Below are 21,700 nucleotides of genomic sequence, written 5' to 3'. Positions count from 1 at the left end.
TTATTTAATATATAATTAAGTAAAGACATGAAAAAAGTTATAAATCTATTAATCCTTGGATTAATTGCAACAGGATTCAGTTCCTGCCTAAAGGACGATTCTATAATCGGTCCTGATGCACCTGGAGCAACTAAAAACATAGTAGAGTTCTTAAACCCTGATTTTATAGGGTCTGGAACATCTAGCACCTATGCATTATATGTAAAGTCATTTGATATCGCTGCTTCTGCAACTACAGTTGTTCAGGTAAGTTATTCTGGAGCTGATGTAGCGCCAGAAGATATCAGGGTTAAAGTAGGTTTAGACCCTGCTGCCTTGGCAAAATATAATACTGAAAATGCTGCACACTATACCGATATGCCAACTAGTCTTTATAGTTTTTCAACTACGGATTTAGTGATTCCTAAAGGGCAGAGAGTAGCAAATTTAACCATCACCGTTAAACCAGATCAATTTGATTTTTCAGCGTCATATGCGTTGCCTTTAAAAATTGTTTCTGCATCAACTGGTGTAATCAGCGGTAATTTTGGTACAATAATCTTAGCATTAGCGGCTAAAAACAAATATGATGGTATTTATACCCCTCAAGCCGGTAGTTTCGTTCAGCGTTACAGCAGTCCTACAACACCAACTGTTGGTGATGCATTAAATGGTAGTACGGCTTCTAACCCTGATTTAACCTTTACTACAATAAGTGCCAATACAGTTCAGATCGGTAATTTGAGATGGGCTGGTGGTACTTCTAATGTTGCTGGTATAGATAATCTTCAAGCTACTGTTGATCCAGCTACCAATTTGGTTACAATGAAAGCAATTGGAAATGCTACACTTGCAATCATTCCTGGATCAATTAATAAATATGATCCTGCAACCAAAACCTTCACATTGAATTTCGATTGGAATCAAACTGGATCTAAAAGGGTTTATTCATTAGTGGCTAAATATAAAGGCACTAGATAGTTTATTTGCTAAATAAACTCATAAAAGGGGCTGTTTCAAAAAAACAGCCCCTTTTTTTATTTATTACCGACAGTATTAATCTTCTTTCCTGAATATTAGGTGCTACTTTGATGTTTAATAAATATTAATACTCTTTTTCTAACCTTATTTTAATGTAATTGTATTTTTTTTGTAGAAATTTTCCTGGTTTACTATTGGGTTTCTATGTCTTTTTATCCATTTAACTTCTGTAGAGTTAAATGCTAATCAATTATTCTGCTTTTTTTCTTTTTAAGAAATTTTTGGTTGTTGTTTTTTTGGTCTGTAAAATTTGCATTACAGAATACTAAGTTTTATATTGGGATATTATTAACCAAAAACTAAACTATTTTTTTATGAAAAAACTTCTACAGAGTTTGTTCATATTGCTGTTCATTGCCACAGGTGCAATGGCGCAAAATCGAACAATCACCGGTACAGTTGTATCAAGTGATGATGGCCTGCCACTTTCCGGTGCTAGCGTAAAGGTGAAAGGAACCAACATAGGAGCCTCTACTGGGGCCGATGGAAAGTATTCCTTATCTATTCCTACATCAGCCACAACATTAGAGTTCAGCTCTATTGGCTACATTACTCAATCATTATCTATTAGGGGTGCTGTGGTAAATACCTCTTTAGCGCCTGACCCTAAAGTATTGGGTGAAGTGGTGATTACCGGTTACGGTGTGCAGAAAAAAAGAGAGGTAACCGGATCTATTTCTCAGATTAAAGGAGATGCTTTTAGAGATCAGCCTATCCAATCGTTTGATAAGGCTTTGCAGGGAAGAGCTGCTGGTGTTCAGGTAAACTCAACAAGTGGACAGCCAGGCGGTGGTATATCTGTGAATATTAGGGGTGTTGCTACCATTAACGGCCCTACGCAACCCTTATATATTGTTGATGGTGTTCAAATGAGCTCGGGAGGTGTATCAGGTCAAACTTCTGTTAACTCATTGGCTTCAATTAATCCAAACGATATCGAATCAATCGAAATATTAAAGGATGGAGCTTCTGCGGCTATTTACGGTTCGTTGGCGGCTAATGGAGTTGTATTAATTACCACGAAAAAAGGTAAGTCTGGTCAATCTGTAATCAGGGCATCTGCCCAATTTGGTAATGCAAAACAGTACAATCCTTACGAGTTGCTGGATGCAGCTACCTGGTACCAGTTGCGTGTAGAATCTTTTGTTAACAGATCAGTTAGACAAGGTTTATCTGCTGCTCAAGGAGCTGCAGATGCTGCTGCTTCTACATTTCCAGGTGGTGTTCCGGCTGTAATTGATAACTACAACTGGATTGATGCCGTTTCTCAAACTGGTAAAAACAGCCAGTACGATTTGTCAGTTTCTGGAGGAGATCAAAAAACGAAATTCTTTATTTCTGGCTCTTTTAATAATAATGATGGTACAATCTTATCATCTAACTTTAAAAGAGGAACATTTAGGGCTAACTTGGATCATGCTGTTTCAGATAAATTTTCTATCTCTGCATCATTAAGTTTAGCGGGCAATAAAGCCCTTGGTCCAAGTACCAATGCAGGTTTCTTTACCAATACACCATTTACCGGCGTATTGCTAACCGCGCCTGTTAACAAGGTATATAATCCCGATGGTACATTTAATACAACTTTTGTAGGAACAAACAATCAGAATTCAGTTCAAAACTTAAAACAGGAGATTAGAAAAGCAGGTACTTTTCAAACGGTAAGTAATTTGGCCTTAACCTATAAAATAATACCTGGCTTAACGGCTAAGGCATTTGCAGGTATCGATTTTTCTGACGTAAACGATTTAAATTACAGGCCAGCTACATTATCTACAGCGGCAGCAACAGTAGGTTCGGGCAGTGAGGTATTCAGAAGGAATATCAACTATACCACAACGGGAACCTTAAATTATAATAAAACGCTGGGCGACCACAATTTCAGTGCACTTGGTGGTTTTGAATTTAGAGAGGTTACAGGTACTATCTTAACCGCTACTGCTCAAGGTTTCGCCAGTCCATTGCTTAGCTTATTAAGTAATGCTTCTACACCTACAGGTACAACTTCAACATTTACAGGTTACAGATCGGCAGGTGTTCTGGGTAATTTGAAATATGATTACAAAGGGAAATACCTGTTCTCTACCAACTTGAGGTATGATGGATCTTCGAGATTTGGAGATAACAAGAAATTCGGTCTGTTTTATGGTGTATCTGGTGGATGGAGAATTATTGATGAAGAATTTATGAAAGGCTTAACTTTTGTAAGCGATTTAAAGCTTAGAGCAAGTTATGGCGAAACCGGTGTACAGCCACTTGATAACTTTGGCTCGTTAGCACTTTATGGAAACGGGGGTCAATATGGTAACCCTGGCTTGGCTGGAGGTTTAAGACCTACTCAATTGCCTAATCCAGATCTTACCTGGGAGGTATCAAAGCAGTTAAACTTTGGTTTAGACTTAGGTTTGTTGAAAAACAGAATTACCCTATCATTTGATATTTACCGCAAAACAAATTCTGATCTGATCTTGGCCAGAACATTACCCGGCGACTCTGGTTTCGGATCGATTAACGAAAATGCCGGAGAAGCTAGAACAGAAGGTATTGAGTTTGATTTAAATACGGTGAACTTAGAGGGTGATTTTAGATGGACAACTAATTTTAACATTGCCTTTAACAGAAATAAACTGTTAAAATTGAACAATGGTTTAACTAATATCCAGGATTTTGTATATACTGTAGGCATGCCATTATCGCAGATTTACACTTTTAAATATGCAGGTGTTAACCCGGCTGATGGAAGGGCAATGTTTTATGATATCAACAACAATATCACCTATAACCCAACCAATGCAGATAGATTTTTTATCGGTGACCAAAATCCTGATTTTTATGGAGGTTTAACGAATAACCTAAGCTACAAAGGCTTCTCGTTAGATTTCTTATTCCAATATGAATACGGTAAATCTGCATTTATACAGGCTGGCCAATATATTGAGCAAGGAGGTAGTATAGCCAATAACCAATTGGTATCGCAATTGGACAGATGGACTACACCTGGCCAGTTAACCGCTGTTCCAAGACCATATGAAGGACGTGTTGAACCAGGATCGGCAAATACATTGAATTTCTCGAGCAGATTTGTTGAAAAGGCATCTTATATCCGATTAAAACAAGCCAACTTAAGCTATAGGATACCAGAGAAAATTACTAGAAAAGTTAAGATACCAAACGTTACACTTAGTCTTCAAGGTTTAAATCTATTGACTTTTACAAATTACAGAGGAGATGATCCGGAAAACACAGGCCAAAACTTGAATTTCTATCCTAATCCAAGAACAATTTCTGGTGGTATAAGCGTTCAATTTTAAAAAAATAGAAATGAAAAATAAACTATATATATATGTTGTTGCGGTAATGTTAATTACGACAGCATCATGCAAGAAAATTGTAGAGATCAATCCGCAGAACCAAGTTACACCCGAAGTTGCGTTACAAGATGTGGATGGATACCAAACTTTGTTAATTTCTGTTTATGATAGATTACAGGCTTATGGATATTACGGTAGAGACATGGCTTTAATGGGCGATGCTTTAGCCGATAATATATTTACGGCAACAGCTGTTTCGGGAAGTAGGTATGATGGACAGAATCTAAATAACAGAAATGCGCATTATAATATTTGGGGAAATGCTTATGCAGCAATTAATGAACTGAATAATATTATTGCAGGTATTGATGGTTTAACAAGTGTACCAACAGCGAAAGTAACCTTACAAACCAGGGTAAAAGCAGAAGCTTATGCGCTAAGAGGATTAATTTATTTTGATATTGCCCGGATTTATGGCTATGAGCCAAACCGGATTCCAACCACAGGAACAAATGCTAACTTTAATAAGAGTGCGGTATTAAGGTTATTACCAACAAAGCAGGTAGGAGAAGCTGATTTAAAACCACGTTCCACGGTTTTAGAGGTATATACCAGTATTGAAAAAGATCTGCAGACTTCAATTACCACATTTGCTAGCTTAGGTGCTTCAGTTCCAACCAATCCTTACAGAATTACCGAAAGTTTTGCGCACGCACTTTTGGGCAAAGTATACCTCTATTGGGGAGGAAAAGATGCAGCCGCAGTTCAGGAGTTTGATAAAGCACTTGCAACAACCATTGCTTTTGCCAAACTATCTGGAGCTGGAAATGCTGCCAACGACTTTAAAAAGGTTCCGCATCCAGAATCATTATTTGAAATAAACTACGTGCAATCTGTTGAGGTAGTTGGTGTTACTGGAAGTAACGATGGTTTATTTACCTACACACAGCCAACTGGTACCAATGCCAGTAACCTAGCTACTTTTGCCGGTCAAACCGTATCAAATGAGCTTAACGCGTTGATTGAAACCGCTGATGATAGAAAAGCATTGCTTTTTAATGCGAGAACATCAACTAACGCAACGATTTTCCGCTGGGCCAACAAGTATCCAGGCTCTAACGGTGCTTATACCGATAACGTAAAAGTTATGCGTTATGCAGATGTTTTATTAATGAAAGCAGAGGCATTGGCTAATCAAGGGCTTTACCCTGAAGCTGCAGCACTTGTTGTTCAGCTGCGCAGCAACCGTAATGCTACAGTTGTTGGCGTTCCTATAACCTCAGCAATTGTTGATTATATCCAGGATGAAAGAAGAAGAGAATTGTTCTTTGAAGGCCACAGGTGGTTTGATCTTAAGCGTTTAGGCAAAACCATTACCAAGCCGGCTCAGGCCAGTTCTGCTTTACCAGTGCTTTATACTGATTATAGATTGCTTGCACCAATACCTACAGGCGAAATTTCTTTAAATCCGGCATTGCCACAAAATCCAAATTATTAAAAGAAAGTTATGTTAAAAAAATATATGATTTACCCTATTTGCGCATTTGTTCTAGGAACAATATTAGTAGGGTGCCTTCCTGAGAAAGCAGAAACGGCCTTAATTTATAAAGGACCAACAGTGGTGGAAGTAAAGAATTTTACACTTGGTCAGGCATCAACGGTACTTACCGCCAAAGGTGTTTCTACTGCTGCCGGTACACAAACCGACTCTACAAGAACTGTATTTTTAAATACCAGGGGCACAGATAGCGTTTTGGTTCAGCTTGTTGGCCCGCAAAGTGCATCGCCAATTGATGTTAACTTTGCCGTGAGAAGCACCAGTACAGCGGTTGAAGGCACGCATTACGCTTTCATTCCTGCCGGAATTAGAAAAGTAACTATTCAGCCTAATACATCATCAGCATACATTAGGCTAAGTGTGATCGCGAACAGCTTACCAACTGTTGGAGACCAGCGTACCGTATTTATTGATTTATTAAGCAATGGTACCGTTAATCCTAACCCTAATTTTAGCAAGTTTTTTGTAACCTTGAGAAGATAAGATTACAATAATCTATTAATGACAAAAAGATCCATTGATATTATCGATGGATCTTTTTAGTTTTATACATTAAATGCTGAAAAAAGCTTAACGATATTTCAGCTATTCCTTTTAATATGGAAATAGAAAGTAGTATTTAAAGGCCTGCTAGAGCATTATTTCTTATCCACACTGTATTTTCCAGGTCCGATAAAAATCAAACTAAAAAATACAATTCCCAGTTCTATGGCATGACTGGCGCCGGCTAAACCATCGCCTTTTGAAAAATGTACCAAAGCGGCAACAATCATCGTAAAAACCAGCAAAATGCAGGCCGGACGGTAAAATAAACCCACAATTAATAAGAAACCGCCAAAAGTTTCGGTAGCGGCGGCCATAAAACCCCAAAATATGGGTAAAAAGTTAATGCCAATTACTTTCATGCTTCCACCGAGGCCTGTCCAGCCATCTGGTCCGCCTGCAAGTTTGGGGAAACCGTGAATGATAAACATTACACCTATGCCAATGCGTAAAAGCAATAAACCTGTATTGCGGTATTTTCCTAAATTATCTAAAATCGCCATCTTATAAATATTTAAACTGAACGTTATTTGTTTCTACTTTTAATGTTACTTCTGCACCTAATGTCATGCAAAGATTGTTTTCGATATGCCCCGTTGGAAAATTAAAGCAAACTGGGTAATCGTATTCTTTAACAATATCCCATATTACCTCATCGGCAGTTTGACCGAAAGAAATTTTTTCTTCAGTTATTTCATTAAATGCGCCCACAATCAAGGCCTTTAAATTTTTTAGTTTTCCTGCCCTTTTTAACATCCGCAACATCCGGTCTATACTGTATTCATGTTCGCCAACATCCTCCAGAAAAAGAATTTTATTGGTAAAATCCATTTCAGAAACCGAGCCTTGCAGCATGGCCAATAGTGTTAAATTACCACCAATTAGAATGCCGCTGGCCTCACCTGTCCTATTTTTAAATGTGCTTTGGTAAGTATATTCCTGTTTTTCTCCAAATAAGGCTTTGCGTAAAGAGCTTAATGCCTCTTCGGTCGAATCATCAAAGGTATAAGGCATCTGCGCGTGCAGGCACTGTGTTTGGCTTTGGGCTATAATATGCGAAAGAAGCACGGTAATATCGCTAAAGCCAACAAACCACTTAGGGTTTTGGTTAAACGCTGTAAAATCAAGCTCATCAATTATGCGGATGGCCCCATAACCACCCCTGCCCGAAATAATGGCTTTTATATCCGGATCGTCTAAAAATTTTTGGATATCTTTTGTTCTCAGTTTGTCTGTTCCGGCAAACTGGTGGTGGCTGGCGTATACGCTATCGCCGATAATAACCTCTAGGCCCCATTGTTCCAAAAGCGCAATGGCGTGGTCAATTGGTTTGGGCAATTTCTTCGCCGGGCAAACCAGGGCAATCTTATCTCCTTTTTTTAAATACGGGGGCTGCTTAATCATCTTCAAAACACTTATCTTTGCCAAATTAATAAAAATTGTTTTGGATAATAGTAAAATAAAAAGATATACCGTAACTGCGGCGCTTCCATATACCAATGGACCGGTTCATATTGGGCACCTTGCTGGTGTTTATATCCCTGCTGATATTTATGCCCGTTACTTGAGGTCGAATAAACGCGACGTCAAGTTCATCTGCGGATCTGACGAAAACGGCGTTCCAATTACTTTAAAAGCCAAAAGAGAAGGGATTACCCCGCAAGAGGTAGTAGATAAATACCATAAAATTATTGGCGATTCTTTTAAAGAGTTTGGGGTATCATTCGATATTTATCACCGTACATCATCGCTTACGCACCACCAAACTGCAGCCGATTTCTTTGAAACTTTATATAAAAAAGGAGTTTTTACCGAAGAGGTTACCGAGCAATATTACGATGCAACCGCAAAGCAGTTTCTGGCCGACCGTTACATTACAGGTACCTGCCCAAAATGCGGTAACGAAAATGCTTACGGCGATCAGTGCGAAAATTGTGGTTCTACCCTCAATGCAACAGATCTGATCAATCCAAAGTCTACGCTTTCTGGTGATAAACCGATTTTAAAAGAAACCAAAAACTGGTTCCTGCCATTAGATCAGTATGAAGACCGGTTAAGATCATATATAGAAAGCCATAAAGAATGGCGCCCGAATGTTTACGGCCAATGCCAAAGCTGGCTAAATGCCGGTTTGCAGCCAAGGGCAATGACCCGCGATTTAGATTGGGGCGTACGCGTGCCCCTGCGTGATGCCGAGGGTAAAGTACTGTACGTTTGGTTCGATGCCCCTATCGGCTATATTTCGGCCACTAAAGAGCTTTGTAATTATGCTAAGCTTGATGTGTGGAACCCTAAGGCAGAAGAATACTACATTAGCAGTTACGAAAACGATAAATGCGGTTGGGAGGAGTACTGGAAAAGCGACGAAACCAAACTGGTTCACTTTATAGGGAAAGATAACATCGTTTTCCACTGCATTATTTTCCCTGCAATGCTAATGGCACATGGAGAATACACTTTGGCCGACAATGTTCCGGCCAACGAATTCTTGAACCTGGAAGGACAGAAAATATCGACTTCTAAAAACTGGGCTGTTTGGCTTAACGAATACTTAAGGGAGTTTGAAGGCAAGCAGGATGTACTGCGTTATGTATTAACGGCCACTGCGCCCGAAACAAAAGATAACGACTTTACCTGGAAAGATTTTCAGGCTAGAAACAACAACGAGCTGGTAGCCATATTGGGTAACTTTGTTAACCGTGTGGTGGTACTTACCCATAAGTATTTTGACGGCACGGTTCCTACCTGCATGGATATTACACCGGTAGATCAGGCGGTGATAGATGAACTGGCAGAATATCCGGCAAAAATATCAGCTTCTATCGAAAATTACCGCTTTAGGGAGGCTTTGGCAGAAGTAATGAATGTTGCCCGCTTAGGGAATAAATACCTGGCTGAAACGGAGCCTTGGAAGTTGATTAAGACCGATGAAGACCGGGTAAGGACTATATTGCACATTGCACTTCAAATTGCAGCAAATATCCAGATCCTGATCGAACCCTTTTTACCATTCACCGCCGAGAAGCTGATGAAAATGCTGATAAATGGCGGCCATGATTGGGAAGATGCAGGAGGTGTTAATTTATTAAAACGCGGTCACCAAATTGGTGAGGCTGCGCTGCTGTTCGAAAAAATAGAGGATGCCGAAATCGATTTCCAGATTGAGAAACTGAACCAGAGCAAAGCCAGCAACGCTGCGAGCACGGTTGTAGCTACCCCAGCTAAAGATAATATCCAGTTTGATGATTTTTCTGCTATCGATATCCGTGTAGCCACCATTGTTGCTGCCGAAAAGGTAGAAAAAACCAAGAAACTGTTAAAGTTAACGGTTAATACCGGTATCGATGAACGTACTGTGGTTTCGGGAATCGCCGAATATTACATGCCTGAAGATATTGTAGGTAAACAGGTAAGTATAATTGTTAACCTGGCACCGCGGGAGATCAAAGGCATTTTATCGCAAGGTATGATACTCATGGCGGAGGATGCAACTGGTAAGCTTACTTTTGTAGCCCCGGTTGATCAGTTCAAAGAAGGCAGTACAATCCGGTAATTATGTTAAAAATATCCAAAAGTGCTATAAGGTAATCCCTATGGCACTTTTGTGTTTCTAGTTTGTTCAATTAATTGTGAATTGGCGATAAAACCTCTATTCAATTCACTAACTTAATTTCGGTAGTACACATTCGTTTTTACAGCTAAAAACTTTTGTTATATTTGCCCCACAATTGGTAGCAGTACCAAAAATAAATTGGCCCCGTAGTTCAACGGATAGAATAGAAGTTTCCTAAACTTTAGATAGCAGTTCGATTCTGCTCGGGGCTACTTACTTAGCATCAATCATGAAAATGGTTGATGCTTTTTTGTTTATTAGAAGCTTTAATCTTTGCAGAAAGACAAACTCAACTGCTTAATTCAAGTGTTTTTTATTCTGACTGAATATCATTTCGGCTCACAATGAATCATGAAACTTCATAATTACTTCCCCTATAACTTCCCCTTTTTTAGAGGTCTTCCGATCTGTTTATTGCTAAGCTTTTATTTTGAAAATATTCTCATCGCTGTGGTTGGAATCCGACCCTTTACAATTAATTGGCTCAGAATGAGTCATTATTTTTCTTTGGAGAAAATCGACCCGCTATATTTACCTAAAATACTCCCTAAAGTTCCGCTAAATAAAAGCTTATCGAGCGTCTGTATTTGAGAATCATTCAGCCATTGCCAGCAAGTTGGAGTTAGAAAATGGTAAATCCTAATCAAAAGCAAAAGGAGTCCTGCTGTTCCTAAAACCCAAATCGACAATATTGTTAAATTCTTTGTGTGCTTTGATTTAGCGGTTTCTGAAGTAATGTCGAATAACTCCTTTTCTTCCTTTGCATTGGAAACTTTATCTGAGCTAGGAATATTTGCTGGCGCAACTATCTTGTCAAGAAGTTCGGATTGAGGCACGTCTAGAGATATTTAGTTATAGATTGAACTTTTCCTTATAATGAGCTTTAATCATTTCATTTGGAATAATGGCTCCATATGTTAAGCTTCCTCCATTTTCATTCCATGTCTTAGACCAAGGTGTATTTGGTTGGTGGGTAAGATCAGATAATTGTCCTCCCGAATAATTTTTATAAACCTCCCAAATTTTATCTAAAAATGCCGTTATTTCTAAATCTTTGGACAAGGCATAATATTCGCTTTTTGAGTTTTCATTAGGAAAATCAATATTTGAAATCCTTTCGGTCTTGTATTTTTTAAACCATTGGTAAACGGATGAAACAACTGGGCCATACTTCCAAGCTTGCGTTGGTTCTGATATTAACTCTGAGTTAAATAAGCCCAGATACCAACCATGAGCGATATAAACTAATTTAATTAGCTTCATTGGGCTCATATCTATGCCATCTTCAAAAGATTTTTTAAGAAAATAATTTGCTATGTTAATTGCAGAGTTCATATGGGTTTGTTTATAACTATTAGTTTATCGGTAATTAATCATTTCTAATGACGATCGAATAGAAAATGATCTGGCCTCCAAAGTAAAACCTACCAGAATTCATATCCCAAATTCGACAACCTGAAGCTCATTGCCGATTTACTAACAACAAATAAGTCTGCCAACTTGTCAACTATTTCTTCAGTGTCAGTAATTTTCTTGATTTCTTTATCAATAAGACTTTTTGGCATTAATAAAGCAGCGGCAAAAGCATTCGCTTCTCTTTCTTTCAACACTTCCCCCGTAGTTGAAGCGGAATTCCTATAGAGTGCTTTAGGTTTTCTATCAACAAACACCCCAGAACTTTTATGTAAAATAAAATGACCAAGTTCATGAGCGATTGTAAATCGCTGTCTTACAGAGCTTTCGAATCTGTTATATATTATATAGCTTTCATCCCCTTCAACAACGAATATTCCAGATATGTCGTCATCAAGTTCAGAGTCCTCAACCCTTATATTAAGTTTTTTAGCACATAATTCGGGATCGATAGGCAGTTTATTAAATCTGAGTTTATTTAATAAATCTTCTGCTTTTTCCTCAATATATCTCATGCTATTATAATTTATATTTATTTAATATGTCTTTGACTGTGTTTATAGAACTATCAGAAAGCCTATTTGTTTTCAGCTTATCAATAGTTGTATTCTCAGGTGTTGTAATTAGCGAACTGACATCGTTATACGTAGGTAGGAAAAAATGTATCTCCTTTCCTAAATTATAGCAAATTTGATACAAAATATCTAAAGTTGGCTGCTGCCTTCCAGCCTCAATGTTGGAAATTGATGTCCGAGTCAAACCAATTTTTTCACCTAAATCATTTTGATTAAGTCCGATTTTTAGACGTTCATCCTTGATTTTAGAGCCAATATGCTTTACTAATGCAGTTTTAAAGTCCATTATTGAATCCTAATACGGTACTGCAAAGGTAAGTAGTTTAACGACAAAAACAATATGTTTGTTAAATAAACATTGCAAAGTATAATAAACCAGTTTGCAATTGTGGCATAGTATTTGAAATAGTTATGTCATGAATCATAAACTATTTATAATCCATAGCCTCAAGGAGGTGATGGAGAAAGCGAAAAATCTAAGTTTAATATATAAGCAATTAAACTTCTTTTAAATGAAAACTACTATTATAACTCATTTTGCATTGGACAAGCTAGGTTTGTCACAAGCTGATGTCGATTTTCTTGACGTAAAACTAGAGGAAGACAATTTGATTTTTGTCGACTACAATAAGGTCTTAAAATTAAAAACGCCTCTCACTTCCCAAATGAAAGCATCGTTAGACTCTTTTTTAGATACATTCTTTCACAGCGCATTATTTAAGAGGAGCAATGAATCTAAAATGCTTCTTAAAGGCCTGCACGAATGTAATGCAACTAGGCTTGGATACTCTACAAAAAAACCGCATGGAAACTCTGTCGGTTCTGTGTTACAGGATTTGATAAAAGAAAATACAGAATCTGTGGTAAACTCATTGAAAACTGGTCAATTTTCATACAACACACTTTACTTTGGAATTCCCCAAATTGGACCTGATAGGATTTCAGACATTGTTGTAAGCATTATTAAGCCTCAATTAATTATGTATACTCAGGAACAATGCGCGAAATATGGAATACCTACTACTTTAGTAAAAGTATCAAGCATTTTCGACTCCTCTAAAGCAAGTTGGGTGAAAGGCAAATATGAATTGCCGGTTTTTAATGGTAAGCCTATAATATTTATACCTAAGTCAATCTCTTCAACAGATAGTAATCTGATTAGCACATATAATAGGTTCTTGAGATATGGATTTAGAAATTTCGTAAAACATAATACCGAATATGCTTTTCTTGTTGATGCAGAGGATAAAGGTAAAGGCGTTAGAAAAAAAGATTACGAAGCATACTTGAAAGAAAATGGTATATCACCCAAACAAGAAGCTATAAAGTGGATTGCAAGTGATGATATGTCAATATTAAATTTTGAAACAGAGCTGATGAGTATTCTAGAAGAAATCTCAACTCAAGAAATAATAAGGGCAATTAATCCGTAGGGCCATATATATGAACATTAATCTGAGCGACATTGTCAAATATAGACTTGTCGCTCTTTTTTCTTATGTGAGGATTAAAACAATATTTTCTCACCTCCATTGAACACAAAGGCGGCAACTATACGTAGTTTGGCAAAAGGGTTTGTCCCGACGATAAAAACACCCTTATATTATAAAATTTAGTCATTTTTCAGCCACAGTTGAACATTTATCTATACATATTTTTATCAAAGTCATGAAAAATATTTCTTTTTGAAAATTTCAATATGCTATTTTAATTTTTTTAGCTTTGAAGAAGTCACTGTATTAAGATAAATGAACGCTCCAACTCAAATTTCCTTAAGAGATACTGTACAAGCTCAAATTGGGGCTTTTCTGTATAATGAGAAGTTTCCTAATGAACCATTTACAAATGATGGTATTTTCGAGATAATTAATATGATTTCTGATTATCATGAAGAGGGGAAAGCGCTTTTTCCAGAAGTGATAATAATTAATAAAAAATCTCTTTTGGAGACTGTACCAGATTTAAAAATTGAAATTGGTTCTATAGAAGCCAGCCCAAATGCATTTAAAAAAATAATAAAACACTGTGCTCCATTATGTACAAGTGAATGGGTAATATATATAAGCACTGATGGTGGAAATCTGACCTATGGATTGACTTGTGCAGAAATTACTGAAACAACAGCTTCATTATATAACCAAACTATGGTCGAGAGAGGTTCAGAGGGATTTGATGCATATAGTGTGGCTTATTTAAGAAATATTGGTACTAAAACTGTTGAACTTATTGGAATTAGGGCTAGAGTTCTAATTTCGTTATCGTTAAATGATCCTGCAGAGGTCTCACTTAACGAGGTTAACAGCCTAGCTCAAGCTATATGCACCAATGTTGATGAAAGTATAAGAACGGTTTCTATAAATTACTTCAATAAGATTCTATCTGAGGGATTGAAAGATGGGCATGGAAACCTGATTGGCGTAGTTGATGATAACGTAGATGCTATCAATAATTTAAAAAATGAATTACCGGAAGGAATCTATTTGCCATCACCAATAGACATCATTGACTTATTGCGTGCTTTTGAATCTGAGAAGTCAGGAGAGAATTCAGTTGCGCTCAGACATCATGCCTCAGTGATAAAATCTATGTTTAACAGTGATGGACTTACTGTTTTCACAAATTCTGGCAAATTAATTGGATATCATATAATAGTTCGAAAGGATTATTTGACACCAGAACAGAAAGGGGAGATAAATGGGGGTGCTAGAACCCACACTTATTTCAACATTAAAGAATCACAACTATTTCAATTCGGGCTGATGAAATCTCAAGATGGCCCAGTAAAAAACTTTATCAATGAGTAATTTACCAGCAATATGGTCAGGTTCCGATGAACTTATCATTTCAACAAACTTAAACTCAATCAGTCAAATTGTTCCATTGGCTAGTGGCTTAACAGTAAAACAGCAAAGCCAAATAATATCTGCATTTAATGATTTGCAGGCCTATGACATGGCTGTTGAATTTGCATGGCGAAAAACAACGTCAAGGCTCAAGGAGACGTTAGCTTCTTTGGGTATGCAGTTTATCGGTGAAATGTTAGGTAGGGATGATATATCAGATAGCACTCCGTATGAAACTGTTTTGACTGACTATCAAGCTATTCAATTATCCGAGCAACTTGGCCTTATTTCCTCATCTGCAAGTTTAAATCTCAGACAAAGCTTAGAATTAATATCTCATTATGCTTCAAACAAAGCATCAGAAGAGATAGATGCTATCTCGGCAATGAACATCATCAAAAACAGTATAAAATATGTCCTTGGCCATCAAGACATGGTAATTGCGATGGAGTTCACTAATTTTAGAGACAGGCTATTAACTGAAAATATAAAACCAAATGACCCTGTTATAGATATGCTAATGAACTCTCCATTATTCTATGCTAGGACGGTAAGTTTTATCTTATTAAATGCTATTAGGAAAGATGAAGGGGCGAAGATTGAGCATGCCTTAGCGAACTACAATGTCATCCTTCCAAAAATATGGGATAAATTCAATGAGAATGATAAATGGAGCGTTGGTTTTGCCTATCGTGATGTTGTTTCAGATAATAACATGACCGCTTCAAATGGATTAAAACAAGCTTTGATGAAAGTAGGAGGTTTTGATTTTGTTCCAGAAAGCCTTCGCTCAGCAACCTTTATTAAAGCCTCAAGAAATGTTGTAGAGGTTCACTATGCGTTTAATAATTTTTATAATGAACCTGCTGCTGTTAGAGCTTTGGCAGATTTAGGAACGACAATACCTAAACCCGCCTTTTTAGCATGTATGCAGGCGTACTTATTAGTTTGCATTGGTAATTTTTACGGAACATCTGCACATGCTGTTGAAATAGCAGAGCAACAACTTAGTCAGGTGCCTGAAGATAGGTGGAAATTTTATTTTGAAAAAGGCCTAAACATTGATAAGGAAGTTCTTGCCAACTTAAGAACCAACTCTCAGGTTAGGAGGTTTTCAAGACTACTTAGACAATTAGGAATGGATAAATTTGATAAATTACCAAAGGATAATCAGAAATTATACAACAGTATAGTTGCCGAAAAAGATTCTGCATTATGGCTAAGTGAGGGAATGTATAAATCATTAAAAAACTAGGGATAAATAATGATAAATCCATAAAGCCATTAAGAACTTGCTTGAAGGTCACTAATGAGTGGAAATAAAAACAATTTATCTCGCCTGAGCGCGACGATAAGTTCAGACTTGGAACTTACGTGGATTAAATTGAAATTGATTGCCTCGGCACCGAAAACACCACTCAAACGGGATAATTAATTCTGAGTTAATCCTAATTTCTATTTTTAGTGATAAAAAGTAATTTAATGGAAGTTATATTGTGCTATATTCTTCTTTTTCCTTTCTGATATGATCTTTAATATGAAAATTAGGCAGCTGAAACAACAATTAATAATTCTGCGACTTTTAGCATCGCTCTAAATCAACTTGGCGCTTGCTGCTATTCAATTAAATAGCTTCAAACTTTATTGCTCGATTGGTTTTTGGTGATTGAAGTTACTCAACCAAACTTATCACCAATTGATTCTGCTTAAGCTTATGCCCAACATTAAGTTCTATTTCAAATAGCCCCTTGGCCATTATTTGCCCTCATAAATACATTAACTTACAATATTTCTATATGCCTGTTAATAATAGTCCTTCACTTTACTGTAAATCTATTTAGTACTAAAATTTGTCGCTAAAACAAAGCTTATAAATTTGAATGCTTAATTATTCAGCTCCTAGAATATTAGTTGCTCTTCGGAGCTTCAAAAGGCTAAAAATCAATTATTTTGGCTAGCTATCCACTCCCTAACTTTTTCGGGGGCGAAACGCACGTGCCTTCCAATTTTAGTTTTTGGTAATCCACTCGCTACTTTTCTGTGTAAGTTAGCTTTGCTAATGCCTAACCACTGTATCACTTCTGGAGTAGTCAACCATTCTTTGTTTATGTTTGGTATTAAGGTATCTCCAACATTTAGTTTGCTATCACCTTCTATGTATCGTAAATAACGCAATTCTGCTTCAAGCCACATACTCGGATTTAATGCACATTGTTCATTCTTTATTTCTTGAAAAAAAAGGTCATATTCAATCTTAAAAGCTTGGTAGTGGAGTTTATCAGGCTTTCTATTATACTGTAGAACAATTTTTTTACAAAATTCTAGGTAATAAATTTTTTCATTCTTTTTTAAAATATTAGCACTTAATTCTTCGAAGAAATCGATTAAGTCTTTGTTGATATAAATTGAGATGATATGATTCTTTAGTTGTTGTAATTTTTGCTGAGGGTTATTATTTCCCCATCTTTTTAAAAAATATTTCATACTGTCCGAATTGGTTTTACATGCTTAAGTTTTTTTATATGTAGCTGTGATTGTCCATGGAATAAAATCAAGTGGCTCATCCTGTTTGTTTGGCTTGATACATGTTATTTAGATTATTCATTGAGGTAAATAAATCTTCCTGTAAACCTTTGGCATATATCATTGTGTCAGATATGCTGGCATGAGCTAAAAGCTGTTGTAAGTGCACAAGATTGGTCCCAGCTTGTATATGTGTTGATGCGAAAGAATGCCTCGCTGAGTGAAACGATATATATTTATCAATTCCACACAAAGTCATCAATGACTTTAGTTTCTTGTTGACACTAGCATTAGCAATAAATGGGAAGATTTTTGTGTCTTTTGATTTAATACAAAGGTTCTGATAACGAAATAGTATTTCTTTTGCTTTGGTAAGTAACGGAATGACAATAGGCTTTGAAGTTTTATTCATGGTAATTTCAATCCTATCGGGATTATATTTTACGTTTTGATATTTCAAATCTGTGACGTCTGAAAATCTAAGTCCTGTTTGGCAGCTAAACTCAAACATGTCTTTTGTCAGTTGTAAATTGTTATTTTTTTCAGGGAGATTGTAATTCATTATTTTTTCTATTTCTTCAATCGTTAAAAACATCCTATTTCCTTTAGGCTGTTTAAACTTGAATGTTTTGTAGGGATTTTCTTTCATGTAACCTTTTGCAATAGCTTGGTTAATCATACATCTTAGAACCTTATGTTTGGTGAATCGACCACCAACGCTGTTTTTCCTTACTGTGATTAAATGATGCTCAAACTTTTCTAGAAAACTATAATTCAAATCCCCAAAGCTTAGTTTTGGAGCGATAGTTTTCAAAATGCGGTAAGCTGTGAGATAAGTTTTCAAAGTGTTATACCTCTTATCGCCCTGCCACAAAGCAATTTGTGAATCCCAAAACTGATAAAAATCATATTTGTCTGTTGTGTCAAAGAATTTTTGGGCAAGTTGTAGTGTAATTTCCTTTCCCATTGCTTCTTCGGTAAGCATGTAGGTATTGAAGTCTGAAATTCTTTTGTTTAAAAAGCCCGATAAAGCCACTCCTTTAGTAGAGTTTGATTTGGCGGTATTTTCCTTAGAGTTCCACTCTGTTGGCATTACATTTTTCCCAGTTGGGATTTTAACTGTTGTGCCACCAACGCGTAAGAAAAGATAAATTGGGCAAGAACCATCTGAGCGCATTTTATCTTTCCTCATTACTGGGTATAATCGGTATGTATTTTTCATGTTTTGATTTTTTGGGTCGAAATATCCAAGGAGTTTTACAAAAAGTAAAATTTTATTATATAAATATTTTTAGAAAGGAGCATTATCAGGATCAAGGAGTGTAGTGTCCACCAGGAGCTGTTCTTCAAGAAATTCTACTGGTTTAAGCTCATCGATGCTACGGATTATATTTTTTATTCCAAATGTATCCTTATGGTAAGAACTATAATAAACTTCGCCACTTACTTTTATTAAACCATTATATCCTTTAAACTTTGCCCCCATTTTTATAATGTGTTTCTGAAGTATACTGGCATATATCAGCATACCTGATTGTGGGTCTTTCAAAACTAGATTATAAAATGGAGGGTTACCTCTTTTATACATTTGATGTAGTTCTGCAGTTATAGAAACTAATTTTCGTCTATTAAAAGCTTGTTGTAATTCTTTCGGGTTTTGAGAAATATCAATAGTTTTTTCTTTGTAACTTTCTATTATTCCTTTTCTGAGTACCCTTTCGTTTCTATCTCTTTGTTTAATTCTGCGACACTGCTCTTCCTCAACTTCTGTGATTATTTGACTGCCATCGAGCCCACATATTATACATATGGTATTTTGTATGCTCTTCAAGGCTAATTCTGGCTCGGGAAGCTCTGTGTCCATTGAAATTAAGTCATTTTTAGATGCTTTATTAATTACTGAATACAATACAGCTTTGAGTTGTACTGCGGTTCTTATTTTTTTAAACTCCTTTGCTTCTGATGCCCTACTTATTAAATACGAACACATTTTTTCAGTGTTAAGGAAAGAGAAACAATCACAAATATGCTTTGCTACTTCTTTACAATCATTAATACTTATGCTATTATCTTGTTTTATAAATAAATAATTTAAATTATTTATCTTATTTTTATTTATAATAAGAGAGTTAGCGTTTTCGCTAAGAGCAATAACCCTAATACCGTTCAATCTTGACCGAACCACCAAATTCGCATTAGACAGTCTTTTGATGCCTCTGTTGATAGTGGTAATATGTTTTTTTAATGCTGTAGCTAATTCAAAGTCCGTATATTCTAGTATTGGCTCCTCAACTGATTTATGAGCTAACCACAAAAACATTATCTTATCCTCATCGTTGATACCAAGCCTAGCAAGGTTTTCGATAGTAAAATCTATTATCATAAGCACTCGATATCAAATGGCACACCATTTTTAACCATCAAAATAGATTTGTACGAGATCACCCCATTAAAAAAGACATTTAAATGACATGCATCTAGATGCATTTTTTGCTTTCAGTGACATTTTGTCATTTTTAATGCTGTATAAAATTTTATACAACTTTTCAGTTTAAATTCCGAGATTAGCCAGACAAAAAGGTATGCTTATAGAATAAAAAAGAAATATATATAGTAATTAAAATATAGCGTTAGCTACATCTCGTTTTCAGAACTGCAACTCTTAAAAACTCACAAGATGGTAGAACTAATGCTCACGGTAAAGCGTGGGCTTTGTTTTGTCTTGTGAGTAGGCTGTTGCAGGCCTTGAAAACGGACGGGCTTAGTTCCACGCTTGTTTGTTAAAATAACCTACCATTTGGAGCTGATGGTGACAAATCTCAAAATCTATGTTAACTCCAAACACAAAAAAGCAAAGCAACAATCTTTTTAAACTTTTAGCGATAGTAATAGGACTGGTATCTACTATTTTTTTCTTTAAAATTATATTTCCAAATGGAGCAGCAGTTAACGATGCTGAATACAAGAATAATGCTCCAATCGACACAGGAAGTACATACTTGCAATCAGAAAGCCTTTACAGAGAATTCACTTCAAATAAAGTTGCTTTTGATATGAAACATAAAGATAAAGTGATTGAATTTGAGGGTCAGATCATGAAGATCACAAATGATTGGGGATGTGCAAATATAAAAATAAGGGTTTCTGATAATCCCTTTGAAGATATCAGTTGCGGTAATTGTCCATCAAACACAGATAAATGGTCTGATGAGGTTGCTCAGGTTACAGTTGGTCAAGTAGTGCGTATTAAGGGCTATTATTCAGATTTTTCATCATCAGAGAGCTCAATGAGCTTTTATAAGTGTCATATTATTCAATAACAGATATGGCTTCATGTTATATATGTGGCAATTCTTACGCTAACTTTCGCCGAGAAGTGCACACAGGGAAATCAAAGAGAGTAAATTATGGCAAGACAATAACGTTCGGCACTAGCTCGCATTATGGAACTCGTTCAGTCTGTAAAGATTGTGCAAAAAGTATTGATTGGAATAAAAACTTTAGGGTTGTGTTTTGGCAGTTGTTAGCTATTGGTTTATTACTTTATGTCTATTTGAAATCATGAATACCTTATATGATATATTAGGGATAAGCGAAAACGCTAGCACGGAAGAAATTAAAAAAGCTTATCGCAAACTTTCAATTAAATTTCATCCCGACAAAAACGAAGTTGATCCTTATTTTTTGCAGATGTTTCGGCAAATAAACGAAGCTTATAACGTGCTTTTAAACCCCGAAGAAAGAAGAAAATACGATTTTCAGCTAAGAGATCAATCGAACTTAAAATCTCACGCAGAAAGGCTTAAAAAGCTTGAAGAAGAATTGGCGTACAAAAATAGCCTTTTACGTAAAAATAATGGCAACAACACATCTAACCATAGTACACAACAAAGCACATTGCACTACACTGAACAGAGTAATGATAATTTCCCCATTAAAATTAAACATATTAAATATTTCCTATGGATTATTATTGTTGGTTTAATTATAGGAATCGGCTCAAAGGCTAATGATAAACCTGAAAAATTAACGAAACGGTTTTCTTATGCTAAATCACTGAAACGAATAAAGAAAAAAAGGCTTAAAAAATTATCAAGTCAAATTAAAAAGGAAGATACATTATCTAAATCAAATGTAATTCCAGAGGTTGACTCAAATTTAAATATGAGCATTAAAGCTACAGAAGATACTCTGAAGAACTAACTGGTTAAGCGCTCAATTGGTATCATAAAATCTTACAAAATCTCACATCAACTTCCCCTACTACAACCCCTACAAGAATGAAAAGTCAAAATTCCTAC

General features: G+C 36.1%; 19 protein-coding genes and 1 tRNA gene. 11 read left to right on the top strand and 9 right to left on the bottom strand.

Annotated elements, in window-relative coordinates; genetic code table 11:
- The first annotated feature begins 27 nt into the window (after positions 1 to 27).
- The 4 genes from ACS5PU_RS08320 (at position 28) to ACS5PU_RS08305 (ending at position 6,372) form a co-directional block, all read left to right on the top strand.
- The gene (locus ACS5PU_RS08320; RefSeq protein ID WP_439458824.1) at positions 28 to 960 is read left to right on the top strand and encodes a BT_3987 domain-containing protein; all 933 of its coding nucleotides are present in this window, start codon (positions 28 to 30) and stop codon (positions 958 to 960) included.
- Between the two features lie 374 nt (positions 961 to 1,334).
- Complete coding sequence (locus ACS5PU_RS08315; RefSeq protein WP_439458823.1) at positions 1,335 to 4,331, top strand: SusC/RagA family TonB-linked outer membrane protein; 2,997 nt, start codon at positions 1,335 to 1,337, stop codon at positions 4,329 to 4,331.
- 10 nt (positions 4,332 to 4,341) lie between these two features.
- Complete coding sequence (locus ACS5PU_RS08310) at positions 4,342 to 5,829, top strand: RagB/SusD family nutrient uptake outer membrane protein (protein WP_439458822.1); 1,488 nt, start codon at positions 4,342 to 4,344, stop codon at positions 5,827 to 5,829.
- 9 nt (positions 5,830 to 5,838) lie between these two features.
- Entirely contained in the window at positions 5,839 to 6,372 is a 534-nt protein-coding gene (locus tag ACS5PU_RS08305; protein WP_439458821.1) for a hypothetical protein, read from the top strand.
- Positions 6,373 to 6,527: 155 nt separating this feature from the next.
- Here the strand turns inward: ACS5PU_RS08305 and ACS5PU_RS08300 are convergent, their stop codons facing one another.
- Positions 6,528 to 6,935: a DoxX family protein gene (locus tag ACS5PU_RS08300; RefSeq protein ID WP_439458820.1), complete on the bottom strand. Its 408-nt coding sequence runs from the start codon at positions 6,933 to 6,935 to the stop codon at positions 6,528 to 6,530.
- A 1-nt stretch (position 6,936) separates the two neighbouring features.
- On the bottom strand, positions 6,937 to 7,836 hold the full coding sequence (locus ACS5PU_RS08295) for a S66 peptidase family protein (protein ID WP_439458819.1): 900 nt from the start codon (positions 7,834 to 7,836) through the stop codon (positions 6,937 to 6,939).
- Between the two features lie 40 nt (positions 7,837 to 7,876).
- On the opposite strand from ACS5PU_RS08295, the gene metG reads away from it, so the two are divergent.
- Positions 7,877 to 9,985 (top strand): methionine--tRNA ligase, encoded by a 2,109-nt coding sequence (gene metG / locus ACS5PU_RS08290; protein WP_439458818.1) that lies wholly within the window; start codon positions 7,877 to 7,879, stop codon positions 9,983 to 9,985.
- 200 nt (positions 9,986 to 10,185) lie between these two features.
- Positions 10,186 to 10,257 (top strand) — tRNA-Arg (locus ACS5PU_RS08285).
- 285 nt (positions 10,258 to 10,542) lie between these two features.
- Here ACS5PU_RS08285 and ACS5PU_RS08280 read toward each other — a convergent pair.
- The 4 genes from ACS5PU_RS08280 to ACS5PU_RS08265 form a co-directional block, all read right to left on the bottom strand.
- Entirely contained in the window at positions 10,543 to 10,881 is a 339-nt protein-coding gene (locus tag ACS5PU_RS08280) for a hypothetical protein (protein WP_439458817.1), read from the bottom strand.
- A 16-nt stretch (positions 10,882 to 10,897) separates the two neighbouring features.
- Positions 10,898 to 11,380, bottom strand: a complete 483-nt coding sequence (locus tag ACS5PU_RS08275) for a Panacea domain-containing protein (RefSeq protein ID WP_439458816.1) — start codon at positions 11,378 to 11,380, stop codon at positions 10,898 to 10,900.
- A gap of 89 nt (positions 11,381 to 11,469) precedes the next feature.
- A complete protein-coding gene (locus ACS5PU_RS08270) occupies positions 11,470 to 11,973 on the bottom strand; it encodes an ImmA/IrrE family metallo-endopeptidase (RefSeq protein WP_439458815.1) in 504 nt (167 codons plus the stop codon).
- Between the two features lie 4 nt (positions 11,974 to 11,977).
- Complete coding sequence (locus ACS5PU_RS08265) at positions 11,978 to 12,319, bottom strand: helix-turn-helix transcriptional regulator (RefSeq protein WP_439458814.1); 342 nt, start codon at positions 12,317 to 12,319, stop codon at positions 11,978 to 11,980.
- Between the two features lie 226 nt (positions 12,320 to 12,545).
- On the opposite strand from ACS5PU_RS08265, the gene ACS5PU_RS08260 reads away from it, so the two are divergent.
- The 3 genes from ACS5PU_RS08260 to ACS5PU_RS08250 all read left to right on the top strand — a co-directional run bounded on the left by ACS5PU_RS08260 (position 12,546) and on the right by ACS5PU_RS08250 (position 16,131).
- Positions 12,546 to 13,466, top strand: coding sequence for a hypothetical protein (locus ACS5PU_RS08260; protein ID WP_439458813.1), 921 nt, complete (start codon positions 12,546 to 12,548; stop codon positions 13,464 to 13,466).
- Positions 13,467 to 13,781: 315 nt separating this feature from the next.
- Positions 13,782 to 14,837, top strand: a complete 1,056-nt coding sequence (locus tag ACS5PU_RS08255; protein WP_439458812.1) for a hypothetical protein — start codon at positions 13,782 to 13,784, stop codon at positions 14,835 to 14,837.
- Positions 14,830 to 16,131 (top strand): hypothetical protein, encoded by a 1,302-nt coding sequence (locus ACS5PU_RS08250; RefSeq protein ID WP_439458811.1) that lies wholly within the window; start codon positions 14,830 to 14,832, stop codon positions 16,129 to 16,131. The genes ACS5PU_RS08255 and ACS5PU_RS08250 overlap by 8 nt, the downstream gene beginning before the upstream one ends.
- Positions 16,132 to 16,817: 686 nt before the next feature.
- Here ACS5PU_RS08250 and ACS5PU_RS08245 read toward each other — a convergent pair.
- From ACS5PU_RS08245 to ACS5PU_RS08235, 3 genes are all read right to left on the bottom strand, one after another.
- Positions 16,818 to 17,360, bottom strand: coding sequence for a helix-turn-helix transcriptional regulator (locus ACS5PU_RS08245; protein ID WP_439458810.1), 543 nt, complete (start codon positions 17,358 to 17,360; stop codon positions 16,818 to 16,820).
- Between the two features lie 76 nt (positions 17,361 to 17,436).
- Positions 17,437 to 18,621 (bottom strand): tyrosine-type recombinase/integrase, encoded by a 1,185-nt coding sequence (locus tag ACS5PU_RS08240; protein WP_439458809.1) that lies wholly within the window; start codon positions 18,619 to 18,621, stop codon positions 17,437 to 17,439.
- Positions 18,622 to 18,690: 69 nt separating this feature from the next.
- Positions 18,691 to 19,782: a hypothetical protein gene (locus ACS5PU_RS08235; protein ID WP_439458808.1), complete on the bottom strand. Its 1,092-nt coding sequence runs from the start codon at positions 19,780 to 19,782 to the stop codon at positions 18,691 to 18,693.
- Positions 19,783 to 20,227: 445 nt separating this feature from the next.
- On the opposite strand from ACS5PU_RS08235, the gene ACS5PU_RS08230 reads away from it, so the two are divergent.
- A complete protein-coding gene (locus ACS5PU_RS08230; protein WP_439458807.1) occupies positions 20,228 to 20,719 on the top strand; it encodes an OB-fold protein in 492 nt (163 codons plus the stop codon).
- A 241-nt stretch (positions 20,720 to 20,960) separates the two neighbouring features.
- The gene (locus ACS5PU_RS08225; RefSeq protein WP_439458806.1) at positions 20,961 to 21,602 is read left to right on the top strand and encodes a J domain-containing protein; all 642 of its coding nucleotides are present in this window, start codon (positions 20,961 to 20,963) and stop codon (positions 21,600 to 21,602) included.
- The last annotated feature ends 98 nt before the right edge of the window (positions 21,603 to 21,700 follow it).

Origin of the sequence: Pedobacter sp. GSP4 (genome assembly GCF_051857575.1) — a bacterium.
GTDB lineage: Bacteria > Bacteroidota > Bacteroidia > Sphingobacteriales > Sphingobacteriaceae > Pedobacter.
This window is presented reverse-complemented; position numbering and strand designations above follow the sequence as displayed.